This is a genomic window from Aporhodopirellula sallentina SM41 (assembly GCF_000346505.1).
Taxonomy (GTDB): domain Bacteria; phylum Planctomycetota; class Planctomycetia; order Pirellulales; family Pirellulaceae; genus Rhodopirellula; species Rhodopirellula sallentina.
The window spans coordinates 1-16,393 of the sequence record NZ_ANOH01000328.1; the positions used below are offsets into that span (position 1 = coordinate 1).

Genomic DNA, 16,393 nt, shown 5'->3' on the forward strand with positions numbered 1-16,393 from the left:
ACGAGGGGCCACATCCGGCGGTGATACGAAATGACTGGATTTTGCTTCGCAGGGTTCGGCTGACAGCGGTAGGCTAGCACCCCAAAGAGACATTAAAGTGTAGGGCGGATGGTAGATGCGAATTGAGAGTCAGCAGGATCGGCAACGATGCCGATGTTTTTCACACGAGAAGATTCAATGCGATATGCGATTGTAGGAAGCGGTGCGGTCGGCGGTTTGTACGGCGGCATGATGGCTCATCATGGGAAGGACGTTCACTTTTTATTGCGATCGGATTTTGATCACGTCCGCGAAAACGGGATGAGGATCGATTCGGTGAACGGTGACTTTGTGCTATCGAACCCCAACGTGTATCAACGTCCCGAAGACATGCCCCGGTGCGACTTGGTGATCGTGGCGTTGAAGTCAACCAACAACGCGATGTTGGCCGACACGCTACCCAAAGTTCTCGCCGACGACGGTATCGTGCTCACGCTGCAGAACGGCCTCGACGTCGAGGCCGACTGCGTTGCCGCGGCGCCCGGTCATGCCGTGATGGGTGGTTGTTGTTTCTTGTGCAGCAACAAACTCGGCCCAGGCCACATTCATCATCTCGACTACGGACGGATCGTATTCGGAGGATATGAGTTCATCGGTCAAGTCGACCGGATCGAAAAGCTCGGCAAACAAATCGCGGACGACATGCAGGCATCCGGCATCGACGCAAATTGGACCGAAGACTTGCCCGCCGCGCGATGGCGAAAACTGATGTGGAACGTCCCGTTCAATGGGCTCAGCGTGGTGCTCGACGCGTCGACCGATGCAATCATTGGTTGTCCCGCTTCTCGGACCTTGGCCGACCGGATTATTCGCGAAGTGCATGCCGGCGCGGCGTTTTGCGGGGTGTCGATCGACGAATCCGCGATCGAAAAAACGATGCGTCACACCGAAACGATGGTGCCCTACGACAGCAGCATGCGGCTGGACTTTCTCAACGGTCGGCCGATGGAAATCGAAGCCATTTTGGGCAATCCGCTGCGTGCGGTCGAACGTCGATTGGCCGATCGGAATGCCGATTCGGCGGAAAAACTGGCCCATCCGATGCCCTCGGTCAAGATGTTGCGTGAACAGTTGCAATTTTTGGATTCACGGCCCGACACGGCGTCGAATCTCAGCGGCTAAGCGACTATCTTGTGGGGCGTGAAATAGGTTCATTTCTACCAACGTGCGATTGCAAACAGATATGTCTGACGTTTTCAGCCAGAGCGGGACCGCCCGATACGACATTTACACCGAACTCGCGTCGTTGCGGCTGATCGATCCGCACACTCACATCAACCCGCACTCGCCCGCCTCGACGACCCTCGCAGACCTGCTCGGTTATCACTATTACACCGAACTGGCTCATTCAGCCGGCATGCCCAAGTCGCGAATCGAAGACAAATCGATCGGGCCGAAAGAATTAGTCGAACGACTCGTCGGTGGGCTCGGGCCACTCGAGAACACCGTCCAGTACAGTTGGCTGATCAAAATCTGCCGAACGTTCTTTGGGTTCAACGAAGACCGCCTGCACCTGAACAACTGGGAAGAACTCTACGACCGCAGCGAGTCGATCATGTCGTCGGCGCAGTGGCCCGACATGGTGCTCGACCAGTCCAACGTCGAAGCGGTGTTCTTGACCAACGACTTCGACGACGACCTCGCCGGTTTCGACACCGATCGCTACATCCCTTGTTTGCGAACCGACGACCTGGTCTTCCACCTCGCCAACCCGACCGTCCGCGAACGACTCGCGAAATGCACCGGCATCGAACTCGACGGGTCGTTGTCGAGTCTTCGCGAAAGTCTTCGTGCGTTGTTTGTCCACTTTGTCGGCCGAGGTGCTCGTGCGTGTGCGATCTCGTTGCCGCCGACGTTCACGCCCACGCCGGTTGCCGACGGCCGTGCAACGACGGCGCTCGACGCGGTGCTGCAGAGCGGTTTGATGGCGGACGACAGCAACAAAGAGGCTCTCTCGCGGAGAGTCTTCTGGACGCTCGCGGAACTTTGCGACGAGTTCGAGTTGCCGTTCGATTTGATGATCGGAGTCAACCGAAAAGTTTATCCCGAAGGCGTCTTCCAAGGCCAAGACCTGTACGACTCTCGCGTCTCGCTGATCCAGTACCATGAACTCTTCAACACATTCCCCGATGTGAAGTTTCCCGTCTCGGTTTTGGCGAGCGTGACAAACCAAGAACTCGTCAGCTACGCGTGGATTTTCCCCAACGTTTATCCCAACGGACACTGGTGGTACAGCAACACGCCGTCAACGATCACTCACGATTTGGCGGCACGTTTGGAAGCCGTCCCGCAAACCAAGATGATCGGCTACTACAGCGACGCGTACAAACTCGAATTCGTTTGGCCGAAGTTCGACATGTACCGCAAAGTGCTCGCCGGTGTCCTCGCCGATCAGTTTGTTCGCGATCAAGGTTGGTCGGTCGAACGTGCGGTCGATTTGGGCCGAAAGGTCCTCAAAGAAAACACAGAGATCCTCTTTCCCCGCCGCGTGACTCCGCGAGACGGCGATGCAAGCACATTTGACAGTGAGTCAGACCGCGATAGCAACCTCGGTGTCGTGGCCACCGCCGCAGCCGGTCTGGCCGCCGTCGGTGCGAGCCTTGATGACGATTCGGACTTGATGAATATCGACAGCGTCGAAGAAGTCGTGGAAGACAGCGTCGACGAATTGGTCGACGAGAGCGGTGCCGACGAAGGTGATGACGACGAAAGCGTCATCGGTGCAGCCGTGAGTGCGACCGGACTCGCAGCGGTTGCGGCGGGGCTGGCCACCGAAGCAACGAGCGATGAAGCTTCCTCGGAAGCCGACAAACCAGCCGACCGCCTCGACGCGATTGACGAGCCGACGACAGGCGAACTCGCCGACATCGAATTGGTCGATCCCGCGCCGGTTTTGGTTGATTCGGAAGAAGCCGTCGAGGCGGGAATCGCCCCCGCGAAAGAAACGCTCGGTGACGATGACCTGATGACGATCGACGGTCCTGAAGAATCCGCTAGCGAAGTAACCGAAGACTCCTCCGAAGCGTCCGCAGAAATATCCGAGTCAGACGCCGCAGCAAGCGATGACGATCCGGGCGAGAGCTTTGACACCGTCGTCATGGATCCCAATTTTGCCTCGTCCGGATCCGACGGCAACGAAGACTCCCAAACCCTGACCGGGACGATCGCTCCGACGGACGAACTCAAAGAGGAGGATTCGGCCGGAGACTCGGTGGACGATTTGGACGACGACCTCGGACGTTCCGAAGGCGGCGATGACTCGCTAGCAACCGCCGCATTTGATTCCGCAGCAACGGTGATCGAAGACGGCGACGGCGGCCCCGTTAAATTGGACGAAACCGTCGCGGAACTTTCGGACTCCGAACCGCAACTCGACCCGCTGCCCGCCGAAGCCGAACTCAATGAGTTGGATTTGGATGACGTCGAACTTCTCGATGGCGGAGAACAGCCTGCTCACGACGCGGCATCGATCGGATCTTTGCTCGACGACGAACCACTCGACGTCGGTGACTTGACCACCCCCGACGACACCGACTCGCCCGCGATCCAACAACTCCGCGGTGACACCTCGTTTGCTCCCGATGACGAATCGCTGCAACTCAAGCCGGATCCGCTTACCGGCGAACTGAAGTACGGCAAGACCGAAGATGCCGATCCGGTCATCCCACAAACCGACGGCATCGACGACGACAACGACGAGTTCAACCTAAGCTGGCTGGACGAAGACGACGATTCAGGCAAGATCGAAGGCTAGAGCGTTTTGAGGTACGACGGGTCCGCTTCGTAGCTAATTTCGCCAAAAGTCAGCACGCCGAAGTTTGGCGGCGTCGACTACTTCATTCTTAGAAACTCTCTAATGGTGCGTCACGATCAAGAATGAGGCCGCAAGACCGTAGCAAAAGTCGCCAAGACTTTCGGTGATTCACGAGCCCTCCCGAATCTCTTGGCGGGCTGTTGATTTATTCGGTTAACGGGCAGCCAAAGGCGACCTACTTGCCACAGCGCGTCGCCTACAGCTACTGGTCAAACGCAATACCGTTCAATTTTCGTTTAACCCGTGCCCGAAGGGTAGGTTGTGTTCCGTCAAGCGTCGCCTACGGCTACCGGTTAAACGAAAACGCCACAACCCGGTGCTTCATTGAACGGTATTGCGGTCAAACGCAAACAGGTTGATTCTTGATTAAATCGACAAAACGTTGGCGAGTTTCGCTACCCTCAAACGAGGCTTTGACGCACCACTAGTACTTCATGTCAACTTGATTTTCGGGTAGTGGACGAGGCGACGAGTCCTTGATGCACGAGTCACGCAAAGGGATCCCTTGTGTCATCCTCTACGATTCCACCCGAAAGCCACGCTGCGTTGGAATACTAGCATTCCAACGCAGTTTGTTTATCCAGTAGACGGTCGTGGATCTTGAGAAAGATCCCCATTCTGCAGGATCTTTCACAAGATCCACAACCTGAAAAGAAGCCTGACAGAAACGACGAGGGCAAACGCTCATTCCACGACGCATCGCGTCATCTCGATCACGTTCGTTTGGCAACCCGACGCACTGGCACGGATGGTGCGCACTGCGAAGGTTCTCTGCCCAACGGCCCAGGTTCACGTCGCCCACGAACCCCTCAAATCGCCTCGTCTCCCCATTCTGCCGTGACGTCTCAATTGCCGTTGTCGCGGCATGCGTGAATTTTGTAGCGTCGACTTACCTCGGGCGGTTTCACACGCCCCGACACCGTCTCTCGCGACATTATTCGCAAGGTTTTCGTCATGCAAGCGATCGAAATTCGCCAATCAGGTCGACGATTTTTTCGCCGCTCTCTCGCTACCGTACTCGTTTCGACGTTAGGTCTGTCGACGATCGCGACGTTCAGCGGATGCAGCCAGAGCAAGGTGTTCACGCCGCTGTCGCGAGGACGCAACATCGACAACATGGGCCCATCGATGCACGGCCCGTCGATCGGCGGACCTGCCCAGATGACTGCCCAACGCGGCACTGATGCGTCCCGTAGCCAAATTCGCGTTACCAGCGAAAACGCGACGCCGGAAACCGAAATCGAACCGGTCGAACAACGTCTCGCGGTCAGCCAAGCAACGCATGCCGTCCCTGTTCAACAGGTGTCACACCAATCGGGAAAGAAAGCTGTCGTTGTCCCGCCCGAACAGATCGCTCAATCCAGCAACAGCCCGCAACAACGTGCCGGCGCCGCGTCGCAATCCACGACCACCACAACAAAACAGTCCGCCGCCGACATGCCTCTGGAACTGCCTGAGGGATACGACGGCGTCGACGTCAGCGACCTGATGAGTGCCCTTCAAGACGCGCCGCCGGAGATTCAGAAAGCGGCCATCGCGCGTTTGATCGCGATGTCCCGAAAACGAGCCCAAACCTCCGATCGCCCACGCGACATCGAAGACGCACTCGCCGCCTCGTTCGATTCGCTTCCGGAACTTCCCGATGAAGTCGTCGACCGGGGAGTGAACCCATCGCGTATCGGTGACGGCAACCAACCAGCGACTCCAACCGTGCAAACCGTTTCGGCGGTTACCCCGGCAGACGCGGAGAACGCAAAACCGCAAGTCGAAACCGCCGCCCACGAAACACTGACCGACATGATGCCTGAGCCCGAATCCAAATCGGGTCAGACATCATCTTCTTCAGCGTCCGATGTCGCGTCGACAAACGGTTCGGCTTCATCCGAATCCTCAACGAAGCCAACTGAGCCTACGAACGACACGGCATCCGAGGCGGTCGCTATCGCTGTCATGCAACCACCGGTCGCCACCGACACGGCTGCAACGCAGTCCAGCGACATACCGACCGCATCCACAGGCCCATCCACTGTGACGCCATCGGAAATGTCGGACGCGGAACTGTTCGACGCACTCGTCGCACGTTTGCAAAAAGAAGTTCCCGGCGAAAGCGACGCAGATCGTCACCGCCGGCAAGTCGTCGCTCGTCACTTGATGGTTTTGTCCGGGGATCCTGACCGCGCGGTCGACAACCTCGAAGGGCTCTCGACCGAGGAACAAGAATACCTGCGGCATCAACTGTTGGGCCTTTGGACGATCATCGATCCGAAAGGCCACCCGGTTCCGTCACGACGGTTCAGCTCCGCGTTGCCGGAGATTCGCAAAGCGACCGGTTACCTGGCCGCCGCGAGCGATTCACTCGAAGTCCGATCGCTCGAATTCTGCACCGAAATCGAATCGTACGGCCAAATCAAACCGTTCCCGAGCCGACGTTTTGTTCCCGGCCAGGAAGTCATCTTGTATTGCGAAATCGAAAACTTTGTCGCCAACCAAGTCGACAACGGATTCGAAACTCGCCTGCAAGGCAGCTACGACTTGCTCGATCAAAACGGACACCGCGTTTCCAGCCAAACGTTGCCCGAAGACCAGCAGATTTCAAAGAAACTGCTACGCGATTACTTCATCGCCTACCAGATGTATCTTCCCGACGCGATCGAGCCTGGCAACTACCAACTGCGTCTGACGATGGAAGATATCCACGGCAAGAAGTACGGCCAAGCCACCGTCGACTTCCAGATCAAACGCTAAAGCCGTTTCGATATCGCCAATGCTGAGTGTATCGATGCGCGCAAGCGATCGGGCGTTGGAATGTGACGTAAGTGCGAATCGGTTGGCGATTCCGCGCGAGACTTATCGGCTCGTTGGCACGAGGTATTTTGCGAGGTTTTCGGCTTAGAAAAGCCTCGCCTCTCGAGGTTTAGCTTGCCCGGCAGAGCAAACGGTCCACGGCCAGCGTCTCCAGCGTACGTCTTGGAAAGGGGCACCTACGTGGCCCTCCCAAGGCCCTCCCAACCAACTCGCCCCACCGTTGCCTAGGTCATCGATAGACGACAGACTAAGTGGTTCCTACCGGCGGCGTTCTTTGGCCGCGCGGTTTCCCGATCCTCTTTCGATACCTCGTCCTGATGGCCAAATCTCGCCCCGCGAATAAAACAAACGACCAGATGTTGCTCAGCGGGTTCGACGACGACGTGACGGACGATGCCTCTGCCGACGCTTCCCCAGCGAAAGGCAAAACCCCAAAAGCAAACTCAGCCGCAAAGACGGTCAAGGCCACCACGACCGACAAGTCCGACCAAACCGATAAGTCCAGCAAAGCCACCGTAACCGGCAAGGCGTCCAGTCCCGAGAGAGAGACCAGTCCCGAGATAGAAATCAGCGGGGACTCCTCCGGCATGGAGGTGCGTGAAAAGACGGCTGATGACAAGCCGTCCCCAACATCCCCCGAACCACGCGGCAAGGAAACCGCCGACCAACGTCGAGCCCGCCACAGTGCCGTTGGTATCGCGGATGATTCGCTGCCCGAAATTTTACGACGGCCCATCGCACCGACCGAAGACGAACCGATCCCCGACCTCAACGGGAAACTCGTCGTGGTGATCGATTCCCACTCGTTGATCTACCAGGTCTTCCACGCGTTGCCCCCGATGACCAGTACCGGCGGCCTGCCCGTCAGTGCCGTGTACGGTTTCGTCGGCGACATGTTGGAACTGATCTCGCGGAAGAACCCCGACTACTTGATCGCCACCTTCGACAAGAGCGAAATCACATTCCGAAACGAACTGTTCCCGCAATACAAAGCCAATCGGGATTCGATGCCCGATGAACTGCGGCAACAAATTCCGCTGATCCGGCAGGCCGTCGACGCGATGGGCATCGGCATCATGGAAGAAGGCGGTTTCGAAGCCGACGACCTGCTCGCCACCGTCGCAGCCAAAGTGGAATCCGCCGGCGGGCGCTGCCTCGTCGTGACCAGTGACAAAGACTGCCGGCAACTGATCACCGACAAGACTCAGATCTACAACCTTCGCAAAGACGAAATCATCGATGCGAACAAATTGTGGGAACTGTGGGGCGTCCGCCCTGACCAAGTCATCGACTATCAAGCCCTCGTCGGCGACCCTGTCGACAACGTTCCGGGCATCTCATTGATCGGCCCCAAACTCGCCCAAAGCCTGCTCGAAGAATACGACACGCTCGAGAACGTACTCGACAACGCCGACAAACTGTCCGGCAAGAAACGCAAACAGAACCTGATGGAAGGCCGCGACAAAGCGATGCTGAGCCGCGAGTTGGTCGCACTCAAGAAAGACGTCGTGTCGCCGATCCCGTGGAGCCGTTGTCGCCGATCGGCCGCTGACCTTTCTCGCATCGACGGACTGCTGCAAGAGTTTGGCTTTCGCCGGTTGCGGACTCGCGCCGCCGAACTGCTCGGTGATGGCGAAAGCGAACCGGTCGAAAGCGAATGGGTGACCGAATACCAAACGATCACCACGCCCGAACAACTATCGGAATTGGCGAGCCTGCTCGCACAGCAAGACCGCATCGCCCTCGATACCGAAACGACCAGCACGCACGCCCGCGGATGCGACCTCGTCGGCATTTCCATCGCGTGGGAGAAGGGCAAAGCAGCCTATGTCCCGGTCCGAGCACCGATGGGCGAACCCACGCTCGACGAGACACTTGTGATCGAAACCCTTCGCGAAGTTTTCGAATCGGAAGACATCAAAAAGATCGGTCACAACATCAAGTTTGACGCCATCGTGCTTCGATCCGCAGACGGAGATCCCGCTGCGAGTGGCGATAAGCACGCCCGCTTCACCGGAGTCGCCCTCGGCGGGATCGAAACCGACACGATGGTTGCCGACTACCTGCTCAACCCCGGCGGTCGCAACCACACGCTCGACGACCTGTCGAAACGTCGACTCGGCCACACGACCACGTCCATCAAAGAACTGATCGGAACCGGCAAGAAGCAAATCCGCATGGACGAGGTTCCCGTCGATGAAGTCTCGCCTTACGCGTGCGAGGATGTCGACGTGCCGATCCGGATCTCCGAAACGTTGCGACAGGAACTCGACGACGAAGACCTGTCGGAATTGTTTCGCACGCTCGAGATGCCGCTGATCGATGTCTTGATCGAGATGGAAACCAACGGCATCCGAGTCGATGCCGAAACGCTCTCTGAAATGAGCGAACGTTTCGAGAAAGAAATTGCGGACTTGAAAGCGATAGTGTTCGCGGCGGCGGGACGCGAGTTCAATCTCGACAGCCCTAAACAATTGTCGGTGGTCCTTTTTGAAGAACTCGAACTGCCGATCATCAAGAAAACGAAAACCGGCATCAGCACCGACGCCGACGTGCTCTCGCAACTCGCCGTCGATCACGACATCGCGAAACACTTATTGCAGTATCGCCAGGCGACCAAACTGAAGAACACGTATATCGATGCGTTGCCGCAGTTGATCTGCGAGAAGACCGGTCGGGTGCACACCTCCTTCAGACAGGACGTCGCGGCAACGGGCCGACTCAGCAGCAGCGAACCGAACCTGCAGAACATTCCGATCCGCACCGAACAGGGCAAGGCGATCCGAGGGGCGTTCACCGCGAGCGAACCGGATTGGGTCCTGCTCGGCGCTGACTATTCCCAAATCGAACTCCGCGTGCTGGCACATTACAGCGGCGATGAAGCGTTGCTGCGTGCCTACCGCGAAGACGCGGACATCCACACCCGTGTCGCGGCGGAGGTCAACGGGATCGATGAATCGGATGTCACCAGCGACCTGCGACGAATCGCGAAAACAATCAACTTTGGAATCGTCTACGGACAAAGCCCATTCGGTTTGGCGAAGACGCTCGCGATTCCGAAGGACGAGGCACGCGATTACATCGAACAGTATTTCGAGCGATACTCCGGCGTCGAAGACTTCATGCTCGAAACGCTCGCCCGATGCCGCACCGAAGGATACGTTTCGACGATGCTCGGCCGCCGGCGTGAAATCCAAGGCGTCCGGGACCTGGCCAAACTCCCCGCCGCCAAACGCCGCAGTTTGACAGAAGCCGAACGGATTGCGATCAACATGCCGATCCAAGGGACCGCAGCCGATCTGATCAAACTCGCGATGCTCCGCGTACACGAACAGTTGAAGGCGAGCGACCTGCAAGCTCGTTTACTGCTGCAGATCCATGACGAACTGCTGCTGGAGACTCCTGCCGACGAAGTCGAACCGCTCACCAAAATGATTGTTGATGCGATGACCGGTGTGATGAAATTGGACGTCCCGTTGAAAGTGGACGTCGCGCACGGGCCGACGTGGGCCGATTGCTGAGATTGAATCCATGAACGTGAAACCATCCGAAACGTTTGACCATTTCGCGTACGGTTCGAACATGTCGACGTCCCGACTGCGCAAACGCTGCGCCTCGGCAGTCGCGGTCGGACGAGGGTTCGTGGTCGGCCGGCGGTTGTGTTTTCACAAGATCGGCAAAGACGGTACGGCCAAAGCCGACGCGTTTTGGACGGGCGACCAACGCGACGTTCTGCACGGTGTGATCTTCCGCTGTCATGTCCGCGATCGTGCGAAACTCGACCGATGCGAATCCATCGGAATCGGCTACGACGCCGCCCCAGTGGAAGTCATCACAACCGACGCGGGAGTCACACACCCGATGTTTTTATACGAAGCCCTTCCGTCCATGATCGGCGACTCGCTGCTGCCGGCACCGTGGTACGTCGCCCATGTTCTGCAAGGCGCCGAGGAACACGCCTTACCGACGGCATACCAAACCGCTCTCAAGCAGATGATCGAAGAAGCTCGCACCAAGCCGAATTTGAGGTAGCGAAACTCGCCAAGAGTTTCGAGAGGGCTCGTGAATCACCGAAAGTCTTGGCGGACTGTTGATTTATTCGTTTAACGGGCAGCCAAAGACGACCTACTTGCTACTGCACGTCGCCTACGGCTATCGGTTAAACGAAAACAGGTTGACTCTTGATTAAATCGACAAAGTCTTGGCGACTTTCGCTACGGCCTTCCACCCGAATTATGGATCGTGACGCGTCGCTAGGCAGCTTCGTTGAACAGACCGCTGCTCGGTTTCGGTTTCTGGCCCGATCGGTCGTACGTTTGGGGAGCCGTTGCTCCGGTGAGCCGCTGCAGCACCTCACGTTGGAACTCTGACAGATGATACTGACAGATGAACAACGCCGTCGCACGTTGGTGCGTCATCGCGATCATCTCGGCGACTTCGCCGCAACGTCGTGCCAGGCGAGCGTCGTCAATCTTCCGTGAGGAGAGCAACTTCTCCGACAAACTCAGACCTTTCGGCGGTGCGTCTTCGGCTCGCAGGAGCGTCTCGCGTCGCTCGACCATCTTTTCGAGATCCGAGATCGCTGCGACCAATTGCGTCGTCGACGCGTCGACTTCGTTGGGGCGCAAGCCTACGGTTCGAATGCGTGTTTCGTCCAAGATCAAATCGATCGTTTCGGCGACCTCGGCGATGTCATCGACGTACGAGGCAACGCGTTCCCGCCACGGTTGGGCCGGTTGAGAATCGACAGTTTGAGATGGGTTCATGATCGTAGGTTGTTTGGGTGTGACTCGAGCGCGACGGTTCAGCCGCGTCGTTGGAGTTGGAACAGATCAAACATGGGATCAACGAACGAGTCCGCTGACGCATCGGATATCTCTTCGACCAACTGCTGGTCGAGTTGTTGTTGAAAAACCTCTTCGGCCCTTCCGCCATCGAAATACGCCGCCTTCCCGACGCTGTCACGCATCGTCGACAGCATGCTGCCAAAGAGAGTTTGTCCGACGAAATCGCCGAACGCTTCTCGCATCGCGTCCGGTTCGACGTCGCCTGCGTTCGCCGTGTCGTTGCCCTTCTTCGCCAACAACTCATACGGCGTTTGCGGACCGCGATTCGACGAAATCGGCGTGGAAGGGGTGGGTGGGATCATGTCTTTTTCCTACCTAAATATGACTTCGCCATACAAGTCACCTTTTGCTTTGAGCGTTTTGATAATCGCGATCAAGTCCTCGGTCGGGACGTCCAACGCCCCCAACGCATCGGCGAGTGACTTCAGCTTGGCGGCCGCCGGCGTTCCGTCGGGGCCGATTTCGACAAACCCGCCACCGCCACCGGCTTCAATCCGCAGGTTGCGATGGGTCACCAACACCGGAGCGATCTCGACATCGTCGCCGATCACCACGACGCCGTCGGCTTCGTTGATCACAACACGTTTGCCACGATTAGCGAGCTGGATCGGGATGTCCAATAAGAACGAAATGAATTTGATCGGGTTCTCTTTGTAGATCGCCGGAATCAACACTTCCACGTGCAGTTGATCGATCGCCTGTGCGTGGGTCTCTCCGTACGTGCCGGCCCCTCCACTGCGTGAACCGCCTGACAAACGCGAGTGATCCGGATTCCCCATTGTCAACGACGTCAGCGAGTTGATTTCATCTTCGATCCGCTGTGCGGTGTTGAAGTCTGCAAAGTCGCGATCAATCACCAACGTAATCTTGCTGTCTTTGACGTACGACGCCCGCACGTTGGCTTCCATCTTCATCCCGCCTTGGATCGTTCCTGTCGTAGCGGGAGCGTCGGGCGAAAGCGAAATTCGGCCTTGCGCCATTGCATACACGGTCGGGTTATCAGCCCGCGGCCCGAGCATCGGGGTCAGCATCAGATAGCCGCCGTCGAGACTCTTGGCACTGATCGCATTCACGCTCACGTCAAGCACGTCGCCTTGCTGCGCACCGACGGCGGGCAGCTTGGCCGTCACGAACACCATCGCAACGTTTTTGGCATCTTCGACATCGGTCACATTCAAATTGCCAACCGCATCGAGTGACATAGGGCCACCCATCAATTGCATCATCCGGGCGAGTGCACGCGACGTCGGTGCCGAATCCCCGTCACCGGTACCCCGCAAACCGACCACCAACCCGAGCCCTTGCAGCGTGTTGGTTTCCTGACCTTTGAGACGGCACAAATCGCCCAACTTCATCCCGCCAGCCATGGCGGGGGAAGAGGCGGCGAGCCAGACGCCGATCAGCAGCAGGTTTCGAGCAAAAATGGACGGGGCAAACATGGCCGGGGCAAACAATGCAGTACGAATGGTGGAATGTAAAACGGCGAGTGTTGAGTGGGTGGTTAAAACGGTTTGATCCGGTCCATCGCTTTTTGGAACCAACCGCGTTGGTAGCCGTCACGAAGCTGACCGCGACCTTCCCGCAGAATTTCCAGGTCGATCAAATCTTTGCTCAACACAACGTTGTCCGGACCGATGTCATCGACGCGGCAGATTCCCGATAGAGACGTTTCCCAAAGGTTGTCGTTCTGCCGGAAAGTTTTTCTCGCTTCGAGAACCAAGTTGCCGTTGGGGCGAATGTCGACGATCCGTGCGGCAATGTTGAAGGTGAGGGATTCCCGCGATTCGATGCTCGCTTCGGCACGAAAATTCGACTGGGACGACGCCGCCACGGTCGGATCACCGTCCTCCTGAGGATCGGGAATCAAACCACTCATCGTCAGTTTGATCCAATCCGACAGTACCGCGGAGAAGACCGAGTTTCGCCGCTTTTCCGATTCGCCTTCCGCCTGCATCCGAGTGATCTCGTCCACCCGGATCGTCACGATGTCTTGAACTCGAAACTGACGCAGCGGCGGTGCCTGTTGATACGTCCAACTAACGCCCTTCAGGTTCACCGTCGGGTTGAAACCAACGCTATCTCCGGGCATAGGACCGTTGGCACGCGGTGCCTGTGCTCCCGCGTATTCCGGCGGAACGACGTCTCCGCCGTTCGGTGAGTTAGTCGGATCGCCCGCGGCACGTCCGACGCCGGACGCAGGCTGCGCGGTTGCGTACGGTGCCGGAACCATCTCCGGTGCAGCGGCATGCAACAGCGATGAGTTCTGAGCCGCAACGTCTGTAGCATTTGCGAGACAGACCGCGGTCGAAACCAACAGTGCGATACGTACGACGTGTTTCATCGTCCTGCCGTTTGGTTGGAGGATGCCGCCCGCTCAGAACGAACATGGGGAGCCTGTGTCATGATTTCGACCAGAGACGAATTGACAACTTTCGCCAGCAGTCGTCGTTTCGGGCTGATTGTTTCGATCTCGATTAACTCGCCGACCGCTCCGTCGCCGAGCGCTTTCGCTCCCGTTGTGACGCGAATGCCTCCCCCGCCGACTTGAACCTCGAGCAGGTCACCCCGGCGAATCACTCTCGGTGCGGCAAACGCGCCAAAGGACAAAGGCACGTTGTTGCGAACCAGCCCGACCACTTCCATCCCAATGATGTCATCGGGATACCGAACCACGTCCTCCGGCAAAGAAATGCCATCCGCCGAGTACGGTTCGTACTGCAAATCGCCTCGGGTGACTCGTTGGCCGCGACGCATTGATTGCCGGGCAGTTACCACGCCGGGATATGGGGTCAGTGTCAAACGTACTGTTCCCTGGACGTCTTCGCGAACCGCACGTCCGTAAAGGCGAGCCTCGGCGACGATCGGTTCGGTCATCTCGTTCGACCAACCGGGCACACCGTCAGGAAACGTCAAATGCCGGATGCCTTGGATCTCGCCGAGCACGTCCGCTTGTTTGGCATCAAACTCGAGTTCGATCTCGAAGCCTTCCAGCAAGGCGCGATACTGGTTGCGTATCATCGCGAATACATATTGCCGCAGACGTTCCTCGACCAGGGGATCGATAGGCGGATCAGGGGCGGATTGAGGTTCAGAGGAATCGTGCGATGCGTTGGCGACCGATTCTCCTTGGGAGGCGAACCCGGTTCGCACAATGGTGGGTGTTCCTGAACTTCCGGACCGATAAACGGCAGCCGGTGAATTGGCGTTCGCCACGTTGGAGAAAGACGAGCGACGGACAACGATCGTTTCGGGACCGTAGATTTTAATGCGTCCCGGCGTTGCGGCGGCGCGCGAAATTAAATCCGCCAATCGATCGCGAGAGATCTTTGCGTCGCTGCCGTCGACCGGCATCAAACCGATCGACGCATCGGCGAGTCGTTGCCAGGCTACCAGGTTGCTTTCGAGCGGACGAATGACATCGGAGAGTCGAATGATCGAACGCGCAACCTCGATTTCCTCTCGCGTCACGAATTGCCATCGTGTGTCGGCATCAATCATCCCGATACGGGTCGAGGATGGCGTGTCGGGAGAAACCTTCGGAACCACCGACACCGAACCGCGGTGCGATGAATACAGCGGCGTGGTGACTTCCTCGTCGAGCGGCGTTTGTGCAGGCAGGTCGTGTGCCGATAGCAACGAGAGCAGTGCACCCAATGCCGCCACCGCGCACACAGCAACCGACTCATGCGGCATGAGTCGGCGAATGCGTGCGGTTGGGCATCGGAAAACGTTCAACGGAATTATCGACGAAGGTTAGAGATGTTTTGCATGATTTGATCGCCCGCCTGGACCGCTTGACTGTTCAACTCAAACGCTCGCTGGGTGGTAATCAGGTCAATCAATTCGGTGACCGGTTCGACGTTGGATGCTTCCAGGTTGCCTTGTCGTAACACCCCGAGTCCGTCGGTGCCAGGATTGTTGAGCTGTTCGGGTCCGGACGCATCGGTGATCGTGTACATGTTCTCGCCGACCTTCAACAATCCATCCGGGTTGATGAAACTGGCGAGTTGCAATTGGCCCTGGGTGGCGAGTTCGGTCTGTCCGGGCTGCCGAACCTGCACTTCACCGTTGCTGTTGATCACCACCGCGGTGGCATCGGTCGGAATCGTGATCGGCGGGTCGAGCAGACGTCCGGTTTGAGCCGATCCAATGACCAGTTGCCCGTTAGCATTGATGTCAAAGTTCCCGGCTCGGGTGTACATATTGTCTTGGCTCGACGGATCGACGACTTTGAAGAATCCGGTGCCTTGGATCGCCACGTCGAGGTCGCGACCGGTTTGCTGCAGCGTGCCTTGGCGGTGGTCGGTTTGCGTGCTCGTCACGCGAACACCGAGTCCCACTTGGGTGCCGACCGCCGTTGGAGTTTGCGTGGCGTCTTGGATGCCGGGATAGACTTCGGTGCGGTAGAGCAGATCTTCGAAGTTCGCGCGGTCCTTCTTGAAGCCAGTCGTGTTGATGTTGGCGAGGTTGTTGGCGATAACGTCGAGCTTCGTTTGCATCGCCTCCATGCCGGTGGCGGCGGTGTAAAGCGTTTGGACACTCATGAGACCGTTTCCTCGTTTGGTTGTTTCGTCGAATTTGGTTGACGTTGAGCGTGCGAGAACTTGCCGGGCAGGCGTTTGTCGGATGCGGGTGCAAGGATCGAGTTACCGACGACGCGGATTAACTCTTGAGCACACGACCGATCAGGCTTCCCATCACGCTGTCTTGGTTTTTGATCATTTGCACGTTGGCTTCGAACGCGCGGGTAGTTTCGATCATCTCCATCATCGTGCCGGTGGGACTCACCGCAGACTGTTCCAATGATCCGGCTATTACGTTTCTTTCACCGGGCGGAGCAAGATCAAACTCAGCGAGTGGGCGGAACAAATTGCCGCCAACATTAGCC

12 protein-coding genes are annotated in these 16,393 nt (G+C 57.7%); 5 read left to right on the plus strand and 7 right to left on the minus strand.

The genetic code is table 11. The features are described 5' to 3' along the window. Window positions 1-177: 177 nt before the first annotated feature. From RSSM_RS21635 to RSSM_RS21660, 5 genes are all read left to right on the plus strand, one after another. Window positions 178-1,161 (plus strand): putative 2-dehydropantoate 2-reductase, encoded by a 984-nt coding sequence (locus RSSM_RS21635; RefSeq protein WP_144060022.1) that lies wholly within the window; start codon window positions 178-180, stop codon window positions 1,159-1,161. A 61-nt stretch (window positions 1,162-1,222) separates the two neighbouring features. Then, the gene (locus RSSM_RS21640) at window positions 1,223-3,793 is read left to right on the plus strand and encodes a glucuronate isomerase (protein ID WP_044303245.1); all 2,571 of its coding nucleotides are present in this window, start codon (window positions 1,223-1,225) and stop codon (window positions 3,791-3,793) included. A 1,014-nt stretch (window positions 3,794-4,807) separates the two neighbouring features. Next, window positions 4,808-6,598, plus strand: a complete 1,791-nt coding sequence (locus RSSM_RS21650) for a hypothetical protein (protein ID WP_008683991.1) — start codon at window positions 4,808-4,810, stop codon at window positions 6,596-6,598. A 377-nt stretch (window positions 6,599-6,975) separates the two neighbouring features. Beyond that, window positions 6,976-10,179 (plus strand): DNA polymerase I, encoded by a 3,204-nt coding sequence (gene polA / locus RSSM_RS21655; RefSeq protein WP_044303247.1) that lies wholly within the window; start codon window positions 6,976-6,978, stop codon window positions 10,177-10,179. A gap of 10 nt (window positions 10,180-10,189) precedes the next feature. After that, window positions 10,190-10,690: a gamma-glutamylcyclotransferase family protein gene (locus RSSM_RS21660; RefSeq protein ID WP_008683994.1), complete on the plus strand. Its 501-nt coding sequence runs from the start codon at window positions 10,190-10,192 to the stop codon at window positions 10,688-10,690. Window positions 10,691-10,911: 221 nt separating this feature from the next. On the opposite strand, the gene RSSM_RS21665 is transcribed toward RSSM_RS21660, so the two are convergent. The 7 genes from RSSM_RS21665 to RSSM_RS32650 all read right to left on the minus strand — a co-directional run. Next, a complete protein-coding gene (locus RSSM_RS21665) occupies window positions 10,912-11,424 on the minus strand; it encodes a hypothetical protein (RefSeq protein ID WP_008683996.1) in 513 nt (170 codons plus the stop codon). Between the two features lie 38 nt (window positions 11,425-11,462). After that, the gene (locus RSSM_RS21670) at window positions 11,463-11,807 is read right to left on the minus strand and encodes a rod-binding protein (RefSeq protein WP_008683999.1); all 345 of its coding nucleotides are present in this window, start codon (window positions 11,805-11,807) and stop codon (window positions 11,463-11,465) included. Between the two features lie 9 nt (window positions 11,808-11,816). Continuing rightward, on the minus strand, window positions 11,817-12,944 hold the full coding sequence (locus RSSM_RS21675) for a flagellar basal body P-ring protein FlgI (protein WP_008684000.1): 1,128 nt from the start codon (window positions 12,942-12,944) through the stop codon (window positions 11,817-11,819). A gap of 62 nt (window positions 12,945-13,006) precedes the next feature. Further along, entirely contained in the window at window positions 13,007-13,846 is an 840-nt protein-coding gene (locus RSSM_RS21680; protein WP_008684002.1) for a flagellar basal body L-ring protein FlgH, read from the minus strand. Beyond that, on the minus strand, window positions 13,843-15,240 hold the full coding sequence (flgA, locus tag RSSM_RS21685; protein WP_236621300.1) for a flagellar basal body P-ring formation chaperone FlgA: 1,398 nt from the start codon (window positions 15,238-15,240) through the stop codon (window positions 13,843-13,845). Before flgA ends, RSSM_RS21680 begins: the two co-directional genes overlap by 4 nt. A 5-nt stretch (window positions 15,241-15,245) precedes the next feature. Next, complete coding sequence (flgG, locus tag RSSM_RS21690) at window positions 15,246-16,049, minus strand: flagellar basal-body rod protein FlgG (protein WP_008684007.1); 804 nt, start codon at window positions 16,047-16,049, stop codon at window positions 15,246-15,248. A 118-nt stretch (window positions 16,050-16,167) separates the two neighbouring features. Further along, on the minus strand, window positions 16,168-16,393 hold a 226-nt coding region (locus RSSM_RS32650), incomplete at its 5' end, for a flagellar basal body rod C-terminal domain-containing protein (protein ID WP_315850022.1).